The 13,749-nt window shown below is 50.1% G+C and carries 13 protein-coding genes; 7 read left to right on the top strand and 6 right to left on the bottom strand.

Features of this window, described 5'->3' with window-relative positions:
* Nucleotides 1-38: 38 nt before the first annotated feature.
* Nucleotides 39-365, bottom strand: a complete 327-nt coding sequence (locus IE117_RS13845; protein ID WP_189565023.1) for a single-stranded DNA-binding protein — start codon at nt 363-365, stop codon at nt 39-41.
* A 239-nt stretch (nt 366-604) separates the two neighbouring features.
* Here IE117_RS13845 and IE117_RS13840 point away from each other — a divergent pair, with 239 nt between their 5' ends.
* From IE117_RS13840 to IE117_RS13810, 7 genes are all read left to right on the top strand, one after another.
* A complete protein-coding gene (locus IE117_RS13840) occupies nt 605-1,636 on the top strand; it encodes a glycoside hydrolase family 43 protein (RefSeq protein ID WP_189565022.1) in 1,032 nt (343 codons plus the stop codon).
* Between the two features lie 39 nt (nt 1,637-1,675).
* The gene (locus IE117_RS13835) at nt 1,676-2,005 is read left to right on the top strand and encodes a nucleotidyltransferase domain-containing protein (RefSeq protein ID WP_189565021.1); all 330 of its coding nucleotides are present in this window, start codon (nt 1,676-1,678) and stop codon (nt 2,003-2,005) included.
* The gene (locus IE117_RS13830) at nt 2,002-2,406 is read left to right on the top strand and encodes a HEPN domain-containing protein (RefSeq protein ID WP_189565020.1); all 405 of its coding nucleotides are present in this window, start codon (nt 2,002-2,004) and stop codon (nt 2,404-2,406) included. Before IE117_RS13835 ends, IE117_RS13830 begins: the two co-directional genes overlap by 4 nt.
* The gene (locus tag IE117_RS13825; RefSeq protein ID WP_189565019.1) at nt 2,403-2,759 is read left to right on the top strand and encodes a hypothetical protein; all 357 of its coding nucleotides are present in this window, start codon (nt 2,403-2,405) and stop codon (nt 2,757-2,759) included. Before IE117_RS13830 ends, IE117_RS13825 begins: the two co-directional genes overlap by 4 nt.
* Nucleotides 2,756-3,208, top strand: a complete 453-nt coding sequence (gene dtd / locus IE117_RS13820) for a D-aminoacyl-tRNA deacylase (RefSeq protein WP_189565018.1) — start codon at nt 2,756-2,758, stop codon at nt 3,206-3,208. The genes IE117_RS13825 and dtd overlap by 4 nt, the downstream gene beginning before the upstream one ends.
* Before the next feature lie 38 nt (nt 3,209-3,246).
* Nucleotides 3,247-3,570, top strand: coding sequence for a nucleotide pyrophosphohydrolase (locus tag IE117_RS13815; protein WP_189565017.1), 324 nt, complete (start codon nt 3,247-3,249; stop codon nt 3,568-3,570).
* A 62-nt stretch (nt 3,571-3,632) separates the two neighbouring features.
* The gene (locus IE117_RS13810; protein ID WP_189565016.1) at nt 3,633-4,481 is read left to right on the top strand and encodes a mechanosensitive ion channel family protein; all 849 of its coding nucleotides are present in this window, start codon (nt 3,633-3,635) and stop codon (nt 4,479-4,481) included.
* Between the two features lie 15 nt (nt 4,482-4,496).
* Here the strand turns inward: IE117_RS13810 and IE117_RS13805 are convergent, their stop codons facing one another.
* From IE117_RS13805 to IE117_RS13785, 5 genes are all read right to left on the bottom strand, one after another.
* Nucleotides 4,497-5,306 carry a hypothetical protein gene (locus tag IE117_RS13805; protein WP_189565015.1) on the bottom strand — a complete coding sequence of 270 codons (810 nt, stop codon included), beginning with the start codon at nt 5,304-5,306 and terminating at the stop codon, nt 4,497-4,499.
* Between the two features lie 135 nt (nt 5,307-5,441).
* Nucleotides 5,442-7,082 carry a 2-oxoglutarate dehydrogenase complex dihydrolipoyllysine-residue succinyltransferase gene (gene odhB / locus IE117_RS13800; protein WP_189565014.1) on the bottom strand — a complete coding sequence of 547 codons (1,641 nt, stop codon included), beginning with the start codon at nt 7,080-7,082 and terminating at the stop codon, nt 5,442-5,444.
* A 106-nt stretch (nt 7,083-7,188) separates the two neighbouring features.
* Nucleotides 7,189-9,960, bottom strand: coding sequence for a 2-oxoglutarate dehydrogenase E1 component (locus IE117_RS13795; RefSeq protein ID WP_189565388.1), 2,772 nt, complete (start codon nt 9,958-9,960; stop codon nt 7,189-7,191).
* 113 nt (nt 9,961-10,073) lie between these two features.
* A complete protein-coding gene (locus tag IE117_RS13790; protein ID WP_189565013.1) occupies nt 10,074-10,982 on the bottom strand; it encodes a PorP/SprF family type IX secretion system membrane protein in 909 nt (302 codons plus the stop codon).
* 271 nt (nt 10,983-11,253) lie between these two features.
* Complete coding sequence (locus IE117_RS13785) at nt 11,254-13,671, bottom strand: OmpA family protein (RefSeq protein ID WP_189565012.1); 2,418 nt, start codon at nt 13,669-13,671, stop codon at nt 11,254-11,256.
* Nucleotides 13,672-13,749: the final 78 nt, after the last annotated feature.

Below are 13,749 nucleotides of genomic sequence, written 5' to 3'. Positions count from 1 at the left end.
TCTCATAATCTTTGAACTCATAAACTTATCAACTCCTTTCACGCCGCTTTCTTGGGCCCTTCCTCTACCTTATAAGCCACAATTTCCGTAATCTTTACTACCTGGTTTTCCTTGTTCTGGTACTCGCGGTAGTTGAGCTTGCCTTCGACCTGAATGAACTTGCCTTTGCTGAGCATCTGCTCGCACTGCTGCGCCACTTTGCCCCAGGCCACCACGTTGTGCCAGGCCGTATTGGTCACTTCTTCCTGATTGCGGTTAGTATAGGTCTCGTTGGTGGCCAGGCTGAATGTCGCCTTTTTGCCATTCTCGAATTCTATTACGTTCACATCGCGCCCTACGTTTCCGATCAATTTTACTGAATTCATAGTTTTATTTGTTTGTGCGAACCCGGCCTTTGCTGACATTGCCGCTCGACCAGATATCGCGGTGAGAAAAGATTCCGATTCACCCGAACCGATGGGACAAAGGTGGGAGGTTGGCAGAATCCTACACGGTTCTTAAATATTTATAATCGGATAAAAATATTTGTAGTCGTTTGCAAATGACTTATCTTTGAAAACCCCAAGCCCTCAATCCAATGTTATAATCTCACTTTTAACCTTTTATGAAGTATTTATTCCTTATTGCCGGACCATTATGGCTCCTGCTGACCAGTTGCTCTAAATCCGAAGAAAAAAAGGAAACCCAAACATCCGGCAACCCAATAGCCGAAGGTTGGTACGCCGATCCCGAAGGGGTAGTTTTCGGCGATGAGTACTGGATATACCCTACCTACTCCGCTGAATACGAGAAGCAGTTGCACTTCGACGCCTTTTCGTCCAAAGACCTGGTCACCTGGCAAAAGCATCCCAATATCCTGGACACGGCGGCCATCAAATGGGCGCGGCAAGCCATGTGGGCCCCCGCCGCCATTGAAAAGGACGGGAAGTACTACCTCTTTTTTGCGGCCAATGATGTACAACGCCCCAGCCGACCGGGCTGGGACGAGAACAATACAATCAACCATTTTGGCGGTATCGGGGTAGCCGTGGCGGATGCACCCGGCGGGCCATTCAAAGACTACCTGGGCAAGCCGCTGATCGACGATTTTTACAACGACGCACAACCCATCGACCAGTTCGTTTTTGAAGACACCGACGGCACCCATTACATTTTTTACGGAGGATGGGGCCATTGCAATCTGGGTGTACTGAATGACGATTTCACCGGCTTCAAGCCCTGGGACGACGGCAAGCTATTCCACGAAATTACGCCCGAAGGCTACGTAGAAGGGCCGTTCATGTTCCTGCGCAACGGTACTTACTACCTCATGTGGTCGGAAGGTGGCTGGACCAACGATACCTACAAAGTGGCCTATGCCACGGCGGAGAAAGCGACTGGCCCGTACAACCGCATTGGTACCATTCTGGAATCAGACAAAGCAGTAGCGACCGGAGCGGGCCACAATTCGGTCATTCATACGCCCGGCACCGACGACTGGTACATGGTGTATCACCGCCGCCCGATCCCCAACGAAGGCCGCGACCACCGCGTGACCTGCATCGATCGTCTGGAATTCAACGAGGACGGTACGATAAAGCCTGTGAAGATGACGTTTGAGGGCGTAGCGGCGAATGCAATAAAAGCAAACCGATAGTTTTCAGAATTATTTTGAAGCAAATCTAAATTTCAAAGAATGAAAACAGTTGCTAAGAGCTCGAAAGTAATGATTCTCAAAAACATCAAAGAAGCGGTTCTGGAAATGGATCCGCAAGCAGAAGTCATTCTATTTGGCTCACGTGCGCGGGGTGATGCAAGGGAAGATTCCGATTGGGATGTGCTGGTTTTGGTGCCCAGCGCGGTCGATTATAAGGTAGAGCAAAAATTTAGGCACCGACTTTTCGACCTGGAATTAGAGCTCGAACAAGCAATATCGACTTTTGTTTTTTCTAAATATGATTGGGAAAATAAGCACAGAATCACGCCATTCTACGAAAGCGTCGAATCAGAAGGAATTGAATTATGACACCGGAAGAGAGATTTCAGTACGTCAGATACCGGCTGGAAAAATCAGAGGAAACTTTTGAGGTAGCCCAGCTACTGGTAGTAAACTCTAAATGGAATTCGGCAATAAATCGATTGTACTATGCAGCATACTACGCGATAAGTGCGCTACTCTTCCAATCAGGCTTATCGACAAAAACCCATACAGGCGTCAAAACAAGCTTCTTCCTGCAATATATAAAGACCGATAAAATCAGTGTCGAGCTGGGTAAGGTGTACTCCGACCTATTTGATTCTAGGCAAAAGGGTGATTATGGCGATATATGGGATTTTACAGAAGAAGAAGTGTCAGCGATAATTGAGCCAACAAGAGAATTAATTGAAGCTGTCCGAAGAGAAATTGAAAAGCAACGGGATTTATGAAAACTTGCCTAGAATGTGACCAGCCTTTCTCGGGCCGGGCGGATAAGAAATTCTGTTCGGATATGTGCCGCAATGCCTATAACAACAAACTGAATTCGGATCAGTACAACGTAGTCAGGAACACCAATAACCAACTGCGTCGCAACCGCCGTATCCTGGAAGAGATTTGCCCCGAAGACAAGAATAAGACCACGCGAAGTACCCTCATGGCAAAAGGCTTTGATTTCAACCTGATGACCAGCCAGCGCGTCACCCAGAAAGGCAGTGTTTACTATTTCGTCTATGACTACGGCTATCTGGAATTAGATAATGACTTTTTTTTAATAGTGAAAGATAATCGTACGAATCCATGATTGCCGTAATTCAACGCGTAAATGGCGCATCAGTAACCATCGAGGGTACTGTGAAAGGACAGATAGGCGTCGGTTTTCTGGTTCTGCTCGGTATTACGGCTTCCGACTCATCGGAGGATTTGGAATGGCTGGGCAGAAAAATAGTGCAGATGCGGATCTTCGGCGACGCCGAAGGAAAAATGAACCTTAACTTGAAAAGTGTGGATGGGAATATCCTCCTCATCAGCCAATTCACCCTTCACGCCAGCACCAAAAAGGGCAACCGTCCCTCGTTTATTGAGGCTGCCCGCCCCGAAATCGCCATTCCTCTCTACGAACAAATGATTGAGTTCCTGAGTAGTGAACTCGGTAAACCCATTCAGACGGGTGAATTCGGGGCCGACATGAAAGTAAATCTCACCAACGACGGCCCCGTGACCATCATCGTCGACTCAAAAAACAGGGCGTAACTGTCGGCTAAAAACTTCTCTTTTCCTGCTTCAAAAATATGACTCTCCAACAAGCTCAGGCCCAGGTTGATACCTGGATTAAAGAATATGGTGTCCGGTACTTTTCCGAACTGACCAACATGACTATCCTGACCGAAGAAGTCGGTGAATTGGCCCGCATCATGGCCCGCACTTATGGCGACCAGTCATTCAAAAAATCGGATTTGGGCAAAGACCTTGGCGACGAGATGGCCGATGTACTTTGGGTGTTGATCTGTCTGGCCAATCAAACCGGCGTGGACTTGACCGAGGCTTTTGAAAAAAATATGGCAAAAAAAACTGAACGTGATCAGGATCGGCACAAGCAGAACCCGAAGCTGTAGACACCTGGAATGGATTTTGCTGAGTCCTGAAGCTGTTTTGATATACGAATATCCCATTACGAATGAACCAATTTACCATTGACCTCTGGAAAGTACTGCACAGCTATTACCTCGGATTTGTAAAGTTACTGCCCCGGCTGGCCCTGGCCGTCGTACTATTCCTGCTATTTCTGTTTATTGCCCGGCAAGTGCGCCGCTGGCTGCTGCCCAAGATATTGAGGAACTCAGAAGACAGCCTGCTTACCGGTTTTCTGGGCGACATGGGCTATTGGATTGTGTTGATTTTAGGCATTTCCGTTGCGCTGGGTGCCCTCGGATTTGACGGAGCCGTCACGAAAATCCTGGCGGGTGCCGGACTCTCGGCTTTTATTCTGGGATTTGCGCTTAAAGACATTGGTGAAAATTTTCTGGCGGGTATTCTGCTGGCCTTCAAGCGCCCGTTTCATATCGGTGACCTCGTCGAGACCCAAGGGGTAAAGGGCCGGATCATCGATATGACACTGCGCGAAACAATCATTAAGACCCTGGACGGAAAGGATGTTTTCGTTCCCAACGCCGGGATTTTGAACAACCCACTTTACAACTACTCGGTCGATGATTTTCTGCGGCTGGAATTCAGCGTGGATCTGGACAACCGGGAGGATTATAAAAAGGCGATCCCGCTCATTGAAAATGCCCTGAAAGAAACCGAAGGGGTACTGCACGAAAGCCATCAACATGAAGCCGTGGCGAGCGTCGAGGAAACCAAGTCGAACGCTCTTTGCATGAAGGTGAGTTTCTGGATCAAGAGCCCCGAAGCCGAGAAAGAATCACCCACGATCAAGTCGCGGGCCATTCAGAACGTACTGCACGCTCTGAAGCAACACGGCTTTTCGTATGCTCCGCAGAAAGCGGGAAGCGGAGACAGTTGATCCACTCAGAGAAGCTTATTGGCAGTTGTAAGTGAATGCATGAACCTGAGTTCCGGCGGGACTGCCATCTGGTGAAAAGAGCGATATGCTGGCCTTGGTCGGGAAGTCACTTTCATTGTATTCGTAGTTTACCAGTCCGTTCTGCACGGGCCGCAGACTGGCTTCGTAAAATTTGAAACTACCCGGATTCTGCTTGCTTACTCCCTGACTGGTGACAAGGTTCACCAATTCGGCGGGACGAGTGTCGGCGTACACGTTGTACTTACCATCGAAGTTGCCGTACTCGGCGGCCAAGACTTCGGGGCTAATCTGAGGGATATGGACAAACCACTTGGTCAGATTACCATTATCGTCATATTCGTAGCGCAGGGAATTTTCCTGCCATTTATATTTGGTGATAAATCCTTTATCGTTGTACTCCAACGCATATGTTTCCAGGATTTTGGGCCCGGAATTGAGTACCTGGTATTTCCTGACCGTATCGAGTCGGCCAACACCCGAGTAGCTGAGACTATACTGCAAGTTGCCGTATGGTGGCAACAGATTGGTTTCTCGTATTACTTTTACTGTTCCGTCTGATTCATACTCAAAAGTAAAACGCTTTTCCGTCTGATTTGAGGCACTGGTTACGTATTGTGTAATGCTGAACAGGCGCATGTTCTGATCGTACTCAAAGATGCGATACGGTTTGCCATTAATAGTTTCAGTGGCGACTTTACAGCCTTTTTCCTGCGGAGAAGGTGAATCTCCACCATCAGAATTACTCTTTTTGCAACCGACCAGAGCGGCCAACATGAAGCATACGAGGAGTAGTTTGCGTTGCATTTTGATTCTGTTTTTTTTACGGGATACAGCAAATACGCACAAAAACAATGCCGAAAATAAAAAAAGAACCCGGTACGATGGCCGGGTTCTCTCTATTATTCATCAGGTAAACCTCGTCAATCTGTGAGGCAAATCTTACATCTCCAGAAGCATCCGGGCCGGGTCTTCCAGCAATTGTTTCACCCTGACAAGGAAACTTACCGAATCCTTACCATCGATCAGCCGGTGGTCGTAAGAAAGAGCCACGTACATAATCGGGCGAATCACTACTTGTCCGTTCAAAGCCACAGGGCGCTCAACAATGTTGTGCATGCCTAATATAGCCGACTGCGGAGCATTGATGATAGGCGTCGAGAGCATCGAGCCGAAGATCCCTCCATTGGTAATCGTGAAAGTACCTCCGGTCATTTCATCAATCCCCAGCTTGCCATCGCGGGCACGGGTGGCCAGGCGGACGATCTCCTTTTCTATACCCGCAAACGACAGTTTCTCAGCGTTGCGAATTACGGGTACCACCAGCCCTCTGGGTGAAGATACGGCGATGGACACGTCGCAGAAATCATTATAAACGACGTCATCACCGTCCATATAGGCGTTCACGACCGGAAAATCCTGCAAAGCGGTGCAGATGGCCTTGGTGAAGAAGGACATAAAGCCGAGGCCGACTTCGTGCTTCTCCTTGAACTTATCCTTGTATTGAGACCGCAAATCCATGATCGGCTTCATGTCCACCTCATTAAAGGTAGTTAGCATGGCCGTTTCGTTTTTCACGGCTACCAGGCGGCGGGCGATCGTGCGGCGGAGCGACGAGGTTTTCTCACGTCGTTGCCCGCGATCATCGGACGCAGCCTGCGGCGATTTCGCCGGTGCTGAAGCGGCCGGAGCTTTAGGCGCGGGAGCGGCTTGGGGCGCCGGTGCCTTTCCGTTCGATTTCTGAGCATTGAGGGCGTCTTCTTTCGTAATCCGACCGCCTGCTCCGGAGCCTTTCACTTCGCTGGGATCAATCCCTTTCTCGGCCAGAATCTTGGCGGCGACGGGCGATGTATGGGCAGAGGTACCGCTGAATTCCTCGGCTTCTGATTGGTGAACCGTGGGTACTTCGGCCTCGCCGGGTTGAGTGGAGGCATTGGCAACGCTTGCATCAGACGCAGGAGCACCACTTCCCACCTCAATGCGGCAGATCACCGCGCCTATTTCAAGTGTGTCGCCTTCGGCAGCCACAATGCGCAATGTTCCAGCCGACTCGGCGGGTAGTTCAAAGGTTGCTTTGTCCGATTCCAGCTCACAGATGATCTCATCCAGTTCTACCTGGGCACCATCCTTTTTATTCCATGAGGCAATGGTCACTTCCGTGATCGATTCGCCAACCGTCGGGACGGTCATCTCTATGACCTTCGGCGCCACGCCCGAAGTTTTTGACTGGGCTGCACCGTCGGTTTCCGCTTTTTCTGATTTCGCAACGGGCGTATCCATTTCAGGTTCTGGCTTTGGCTCTTCCTTGGGTGCCGAGTCATTGGAAGTAGCGCCATTGGATGCCCCGCTGGTGTCTATTACGGCAATGAGGTCACCGATTGCCAGCGTGTCGCCTTCCTGGGCTTTGATGTGCAGCACTCCGTCGCTTTCAGCGGTAAGTTCGAAAGTTGCCTTATCGGAGTCCAGTCCGCATATCACTTCGTCCATCTTGACCGCATCCCCTTCGTTTTTGAACCAGGTGCCGATAGTCACTTCGGAAATAGACTCGCCCACGGGCGGTACTTTTATCTGTAATTCTGCCATTTTTTTTCAATTGTGAATGAATGAATCTGGAATCAGTGAATAACTCTTTGCCTGAAAGTCCTATTCACCAATTCCGGCATTCCGACATTCCGACATTCAAAATTATTTATTGAAAAGCCCTACGAATGATTTCTTCCTGTTCCTGTTTGTGGATTTTGGCGAAGCCTGTAGAAGGCGATGCACTCGGGCGACGGGCAATCACTTCCAGCGGTTGCTCGGGGTACATGCGCAGCATGAACGTCCAACCACCCATGTTGAAAGGCTCCTCCTGCACCCAATATACTTTTGCTTTCTTGTATTTTGCGATATGAGCATCCAGTTGCTTTTTAGGGAAAGGATGCATCTGCTCCATCCGTATAATGGCCACGTCGTCACGATTGTCGGCCTGCTGTTTTTCTAAAAGCTCATAATAGAGCTTACCTGTCACCAGCAGTACTTTCTTCACTTTTTTGGGATCTGCGTAGTCATCTCCAATAGTTTCTTGGAAACGCCCTTTCACCAGTTCGTCCAGTGGCGAGATGCAGAGCGGATGCCGCAGCATCGACTTGGGAGACATCACGATCAGCGGCTTACGGAAGGGCAAAGCCAACTGCCGCCGCATCATATGGAACAAGTTGGCAGGCGTGGTGACGTTGGTAATGATAATGTTATTGTCTGCAGCCAGCTGAAGGAAACGTTCAGGACGGGCATTGGAGTGCTCCGGACCCTGACCTTCGTAGCCGTGCGGCAGCAGCATTACAAGTCCCGTCCAGCGGTCCCACTTGGTTTCGCTGGATGAAATGAACTGGTCAATCATCACCTGCGCACCATTGACGAAGTCGCCGAACTGCGCTTCCCAAATCACCAGAGCGCCAGGGTTAGCCATCGCATAGCCAAACTCAAAGCCCAGCACGCCGTACTCAGAAAGCAGGGAATTGTAAATCATAAACCGCCCCTGCTTTTCCTGAATGTGGTTCAGATTATTGTAAGCCTCATTGGTTTCGGCATCGTGCAGGACGGCATGTCGATGCGAGAAAGTTCCTCGTTGAACATCCTGACCACTGACACGCACGATCTTGTCTTCTGCCACGACGGAGCCGTAAGCCAGGAGTTCGGCGGTGGCCCAGTTGACACTCTTGTCTTCAAAAATCATCTGGTGGCGATCTTTGAGTAGTTTATCGATCTGCTTGAGCGTCTGAAAACCTTCGGGAATAGTCGTGATGGCCTTTCCAATTTTTTCCAGCGTTTCCAGCGGCACTCCCGTGTTGGGCGATTTCTCAAAATCCTCAGGGGTGGATTTGCGTAGGCTCCGCCATTCAAGTTCCAGTTTGGGCATGGCATAGGGCAGCACTTTTTGCTTTACCATTTCCAGGCGTTCCTGCAGCAGAGCCTTGAACTCCTTGTCCATTGTGGCGGCGAGTTCGGCGTCCACGTCACCGCGCTCTACCAATTTCTTCTGATAAATTTCACGGGGATTTTGGTGATTTTCAATGTGCTTATACAGGACGGGCTGCGTGAACTTCGGCTCATCCGACTCATTATGGCCATGGCGGCGGTAGCACACCATGTCAATGAAAATATCTTTGTTAAATTTCTGACGGTACTCCACCGCCAGATGCATGCAGTATACCACCGACTCGGGATCATCGCCGTTTACGTGCAGTACGGGAGCATCCACGATCTTGGCCACATCAGTACAGTATATGCTGGAACGGGCATCTTCGAAATCGGTCGTGAAACCTACCTGGTTGTTGATGACGAAGTGAATCGTTCCTCCCGTGTAATAGCCGTCGAGTCCCGACATCTGCGTGACTTCGTACACGATACCCTGACCCGCCACGGCGGCGTCGCCGTGGATCAGTACGGGCAGCACGCGGTCGTAATCACTATTATACATACCATCAGCGCGGGCGCGTATAAAGCCTTCCACCACCGGGTTCACCGCTTCGAGGTGCGAGGGGTTGGGAGCCAGCTTGAGGTACATTTCGTGGCCGCTCGGGGTCTTGATCTGAGACGAAAATCCCATATGGTACTTCACGTCCCCATCCCCCCAGACCTGGTCGGGGAGGTTTCCTTCGAACTCGTTGAAAACCTGCTCGTAGGTTTTGCGCATGGTGTTGACCAGCACGTTCAGCCGCCCCCGGTGGGCCATGCCGATCATTACTTCCTTCACGCCCATCTCTCCGGCCTTATTAATCATGGCGTCGAGCGCAGGAATCGTTGTTTCGCCCCCTTCAAGCGAGAAGCGCTTCTGACCGATGTACTTGGTATGAAGAAAGTTTTCGAAAACGACCGCTTCATTGAGTTTGGAAAGAATATGCTTTTTCTCCTCGATGGAGAACTCCATATTCAGGGCTTCTTTCTCAATCTTGTCCCGCAACCAGTTCTTCTGCTCACGATCGCGAATGTACAGGTACTCGAAGCCAATATCGCTGGTGTATATCTTTTTCAGGGCATTCACGATGTCCCGCAAAGTAGCTGGTTTGCCAAAAACTTCTGTTCCGGCTTCAAACACCGTGTCGAGATCGGATTCTTCCAGCTTAAAATCGGCAAGCTCCAACAGCGGACCGCGATTTTTGCGTTCCCGAATCGGGTTAGTGGTAGCTACCAGGTGACCGCGCGAACGATAGCCCCGAATGAGGTGAACCACCTCCATTTCCTTCTGAATACGGACATCACTCGCTACACCTGACTTGCTTGAGGCCACGCCATTGGAAGTCGCCGATGCGACACCGTTTGAAGCAGCGGTCCCGTTCTGAGGATATTTTTTGGAGAAATCGAAGCCTTCAAAAAATCTGGCCCAACTTTCTTCAACCGAAGTGGGGTCTTGTTGGTAAGATTTGTAAAGTTCCTCGATGTAAGAGGGTTCGGAATTGGCTATATAAGAGTAATTATCCATGCGCGATCGGTGCTTTTTCAATTGGCTTGCAAAGTTAAGCGATGTAATCCAAAGAAGGTAGAAAAATAACCTTTTTCAAGTTTTAACCCAATTCAGGTGACATTCTTGGCCAATCAGTTGAGGTGGAATTTGGTGGGATTGGGAATAAACTTGAGCATAAGTTCATGGATGGTCAGCGGGTTATTGTTTACTCCCACAATGGTACTTTCGATTGCCCGTGAGTTGAAGATATAGCCCAGACGCACATTTTTGCCCAACTGCGCTTCCCCTGAAAGCTGTATGTAGTTGACCGAAGCCATGCGGTAAAATCCTCCAAAGCCAATTTTCTCGTCGTACCAGGCCCGCGCACCCACATCCACACGCAGCGGCAGTCCTTTTTCCTGTACAATGAGCAGGCTGGGTATGACCTGCATTTTCTCGCCCGCGTCGAAAGTAGCTCCGGCGGTGACAAATAATGGCTGACGGTAGGTTAAAAGCGATTGCCTGCCGCTGCCGAAGTTCTGCGACAGGAGCTCCGGTTTGGAAACCCCTACATAAAACTGGTCGGCATAGCGCACCCACACCCCGGCTCCCAGACTACCCAGCACACCATTGGTGGAAATACCCGAGGCGAAATCATATAGCGGTAATACATTGATGCCGCCCTGCACCCCCAGCGAAATCCGCCAAGACACGGAAGCATCCCAGTGATAAGCTCCCGAACCGTACACGCCCGTAGTGTAGTAGGGCGACAGCCTGTCGTTCAGGGCTTGTAATCCCAGCCCTATTTTTCCGTTGGCTATTGTTCCGTCCATCGCGAAAGTCTGCGTGATGGGAGAATTGGGGATCGTGAACCAGCGCCGTCGCAGCAACACAGTCATGTTGAAGTCCTCGCGAATGCCCGTGAAGGCCGGGTTGATCGCCATCGGGTTCTGGATATACTGCTCGTAAAGTACTTCACGCTGCGCATGGGCAACTGTGGAAAGAGTGAGCAATAGGGCTACTCCTTTACCCAGGAAATTTTTACAGAAGTTGATTTTCATTTTTGGTGGAGTAGTTAGAATTGTAAAGAATAAGATTTCGCACTCTCAGGAAACGCCGCTTGAGCCGCTTTCGGGATTTTGCTTTCCAGTTTTTTTGGGCACGTCCAGGCGTGACAATCTGTGTCTCTGCCCATAGCGGCGCTCACTTTGCGGTTATGCTCCTTTGAAACTCAGGCACCCGACTAAACCCCTAAACAACTCAACACCTACGCAAAACACAAAAAAGGCAAGAGAAAAACTTCCCCTGCCTTTTCAAAACACATGAATGTTACTACTGCAAATTCATGATCCGGATTTCGGTCCGGCGATTTTTCTGGTGTTCCGCTTCGCTGCATTCCCTTCCATCACCACATTCGTTAACGAGTTTGCTCTCGCCATAGCCTTTGGCACTAATGCGCTTACTCTCGATGCCCCTTGACACCAGGTAGTTCCTGGCTTCCTTTGCCCGCTTGTCGGACAGAATTCGGTTATAACGGCTCGTAGCCCGGCTATCGGTATGGGCGCCAAGTTCGATTTTCATGTTGGGGTACTTGCCCATAATCTCAACCACTTTATCCAGCTCATGAGCAGCATCAGAGCGGATCGTAGCCTTGTTGAGGTCATAGTAAATGTTATCGATCCTGACTGATTCTCCTTCGGCAAACATCAGAATACTGAGGTCGGCCGGGCTATCGGGATCATAGTCAACGATCCTCTTGCCAAAAGTACCGTACTCACTGGCGTTTACATCTATCGAATAGTTGTGCCCCGGTACGGCCCTGAACACATACTGTCCGTTATCATCCGTCGTAATTTCCTGAGTTGTGCCATCGGTATCGTCTTTGATCGAAACCTTCACCCCGGAAAGCGGCCTGGTTCCGTTCTGAGCCAACACAAACCCTTTGGCACTGGTAGTTAAATCGGCAGCGCTGGAAGGCTTCTCAGCTCCCACTTTTTTAAGCGGTATTTCCAGCAGGGAAGGCCGCTCATCGTCGAAAGAGGTAGTGGTGAAGCCCAGGGTATTGTTCTGGTAACCCGTTTCGGAGGCTATGAAGATAAATTCGTTCTCCGAAGCCAGACAGATGAACAGGTTGCCCAGACTGTCCGTTTGCAACTGCCGCATTTTGTCAGGGCTGCTCTTGTCCTCAATCTGCACCAGGACGTTGGCCAACGGTGTCTTTGAGTCATCATCGTACACGTTTACGGTCAGGTCGCGGCAGGCATACAACGGCCCTTCGCGGCGGAATCGGTAGATATCGTCGTCGAGAGGTACCCCTTTTCGATTGCTGCTAAAATATCCTTGTGTGCGCTCTGCGTCGGTAATCAGGCCAAAGTCGTCTTTATTTGAATTGATTGGAGCACCCAGATTAATGCTCTTTTTGGCTTTGGCGTAGGATTCCATGGGCGCATAGAAAACATCAAGATCGCCCAGCCCCGGGCGGCCATCCGAGGAGAAGTAAAGGTTGCCGTTCGCATCTACGAAAGGAAACATCTCGTTTCCCTTCGTGTTGATCTCGGGGCCCATATTGATCGGCTCCGACCATATAGCACCCTCCAGTCGGGAGACATAGATGTCGGTGCCGCCCAGTCCGCCGGGACGGTCGGAGACGAAGTACAGTACCGTATTGTCGGGGTTGAGGGCCGGATGTCCGGTGGAAAACTCATCACTGTTGAAGGGTAGTTCCTCGATTTTCGTCCATTCCCCTTTTACAAGTTCCGCCGAGTAAAGTTTCAGTTTATTAATTCCCTCTTCACTTTCCCCGTACTTCCCGTCATTGTAATTGTTCCGGGTGAAAATAACGCGGTTGCCTTCCTTGAAAAAAGAGACCGGACCTTCGTGGTACTTTGAATTGATCGCTTTATTAAACCGCTCCGACTCGGTACGCGGGCTTTCCTCATAGCCCAGATTGCTGTTGTAAGCGCTTCCTGCGTAAAAACCAACCGTGCGGCTGTCATTGGCAGTCAGGGCGGTGTAGGAATCCCGACCCAGTATACTTTTTCGTTTTCTGCCGGACATACCGCTGGAAGCCACGGCTTTCGACCCACCAAGGGAAGATGCCACGGTTTTTCCTTTCAGTTTTTTCAGATTATCAAGGTAGTACAGATCCAGGAATGGTGTCTGATCCCAGTTGAATACCCGCCTGATACCATTTGCCTTGGTGCGCCCCGAGACGAAAACGATGCCCTCCTTATAGTACATGGGGCTGAAATCAGCATCGGAGGTATTGAGGTCGAGCCGGTCAACTTTATAGGAGCCCGCATTTTTGGTAAGCAAAGCAACGTTGGTGTACAGCTTGGCGAAGCCCGGACCATGCAGATCGGAGGCAGTCAGGTTTGTATACTTTTCGTAGGTTTCCTGCGCTTCGTTGTACTTGCCGTTGCTGGCCAGTGCCTCGGCATAATACAAGTAGTTCTCCACATACGGCCCGGCCAAGTCTTCTCCGTTGCCGCTGATAATTTCGCGGAGCACCCGCTCGGCATTTTCGGAATCTTTCAGTTGGCGATAGCAGTAAGCCAGTTTTGACCTAACCGCCAGTTTCTCGCCCTCACCCAGATTATTCCCGTTCATCGCCTCTTCGTACAGTGAAGCCGCCCGCTGGTAAGCCATGGACTTGTACTCCTTGTCAGCCATGCTTATCACTGATTGGCTCACAGCAGTGTGGCTGATCAGTATCGTGCCTAAAATCAGTAGCGTATATGTGAATTTCATACGGGTACTTTTGAAGATTCTGCCAAAAAAAAGGTATATCCCACGCCGACTGCCAAACAGTCGTCCCGGAGAATATAC

Source organism: Persicitalea jodogahamensis (assembly GCF_014651615.1).
In the GTDB taxonomy this organism is placed as follows: domain Bacteria; phylum Bacteroidota; class Bacteroidia; order Cytophagales; family Spirosomataceae; genus Persicitalea; species Persicitalea jodogahamensis.
This window is presented reverse-complemented; position numbering and strand designations above follow the sequence as displayed.

Excerpts from the sequence above, each read along its gene's own strand:
- IE117_RS13845 (WP_189565023.1), bottom strand. The coding sequence starts at position 365 with ATGAATTCAGTAAAATTGATCGGAAACGTAGGGCGCGATGTGAACGTA.
- IE117_RS13790 (WP_189565013.1), bottom strand. The coding sequence starts at position 10,982 with ATGAAAATCAACTTCTGTAAAAATTTCCTGGGTAAAGGAGTAGCCCTA.
- IE117_RS13835 (WP_189565021.1), top strand. The coding sequence starts at position 1,676 with ATGAAAACAGTTGCTAAGAGCTCGAAAGTAATGATTCTCAAAAACATC.
- IE117_RS13825 (WP_189565019.1), top strand. The coding sequence starts at position 2,403 with ATGAAAACTTGCCTAGAATGTGACCAGCCTTTCTCGGGCCGGGCGGAT.
- odhB (WP_189565014.1), bottom strand. The coding sequence starts at position 7,082 with ATGGCAGAATTACAGATAAAAGTACCGCCCGTGGGCGAGTCTATTTCC.
- IE117_RS13830 (WP_189565020.1), top strand. The coding sequence starts at position 2,002 with ATGACACCGGAAGAGAGATTTCAGTACGTCAGATACCGGCTGGAAAAA.
- IE117_RS13810 (WP_189565016.1), top strand. The coding sequence starts at position 3,633 with ATGAACCAATTTACCATTGACCTCTGGAAAGTACTGCACAGCTATTAC.
- IE117_RS13840 (WP_189565022.1), top strand. The coding sequence starts at position 605 with ATGAAGTATTTATTCCTTATTGCCGGACCATTATGGCTCCTGCTGACC.
- IE117_RS13795 (WP_189565388.1), bottom strand. The coding sequence starts at position 9,960 with ATGGATAATTACTCTTATATAGCCAATTCCGAACCCTCTTACATCGAG.
- IE117_RS13785 (WP_189565012.1), bottom strand. The coding sequence starts at position 13,671 with ATGAAATTCACATATACGCTACTGATTTTAGGCACGATACTGATCAGC.
- dtd (WP_189565018.1), top strand. The coding sequence starts at position 2,756 with ATGATTGCCGTAATTCAACGCGTAAATGGCGCATCAGTAACCATCGAG.
- IE117_RS13805 (WP_189565015.1), bottom strand. The coding sequence starts at position 5,306 with ATGCAACGCAAACTACTCCTCGTATGCTTCATGTTGGCCGCTCTGGTC.
- IE117_RS13815 (WP_189565017.1), top strand. The coding sequence starts at position 3,247 with ATGACTCTCCAACAAGCTCAGGCCCAGGTTGATACCTGGATTAAAGAA.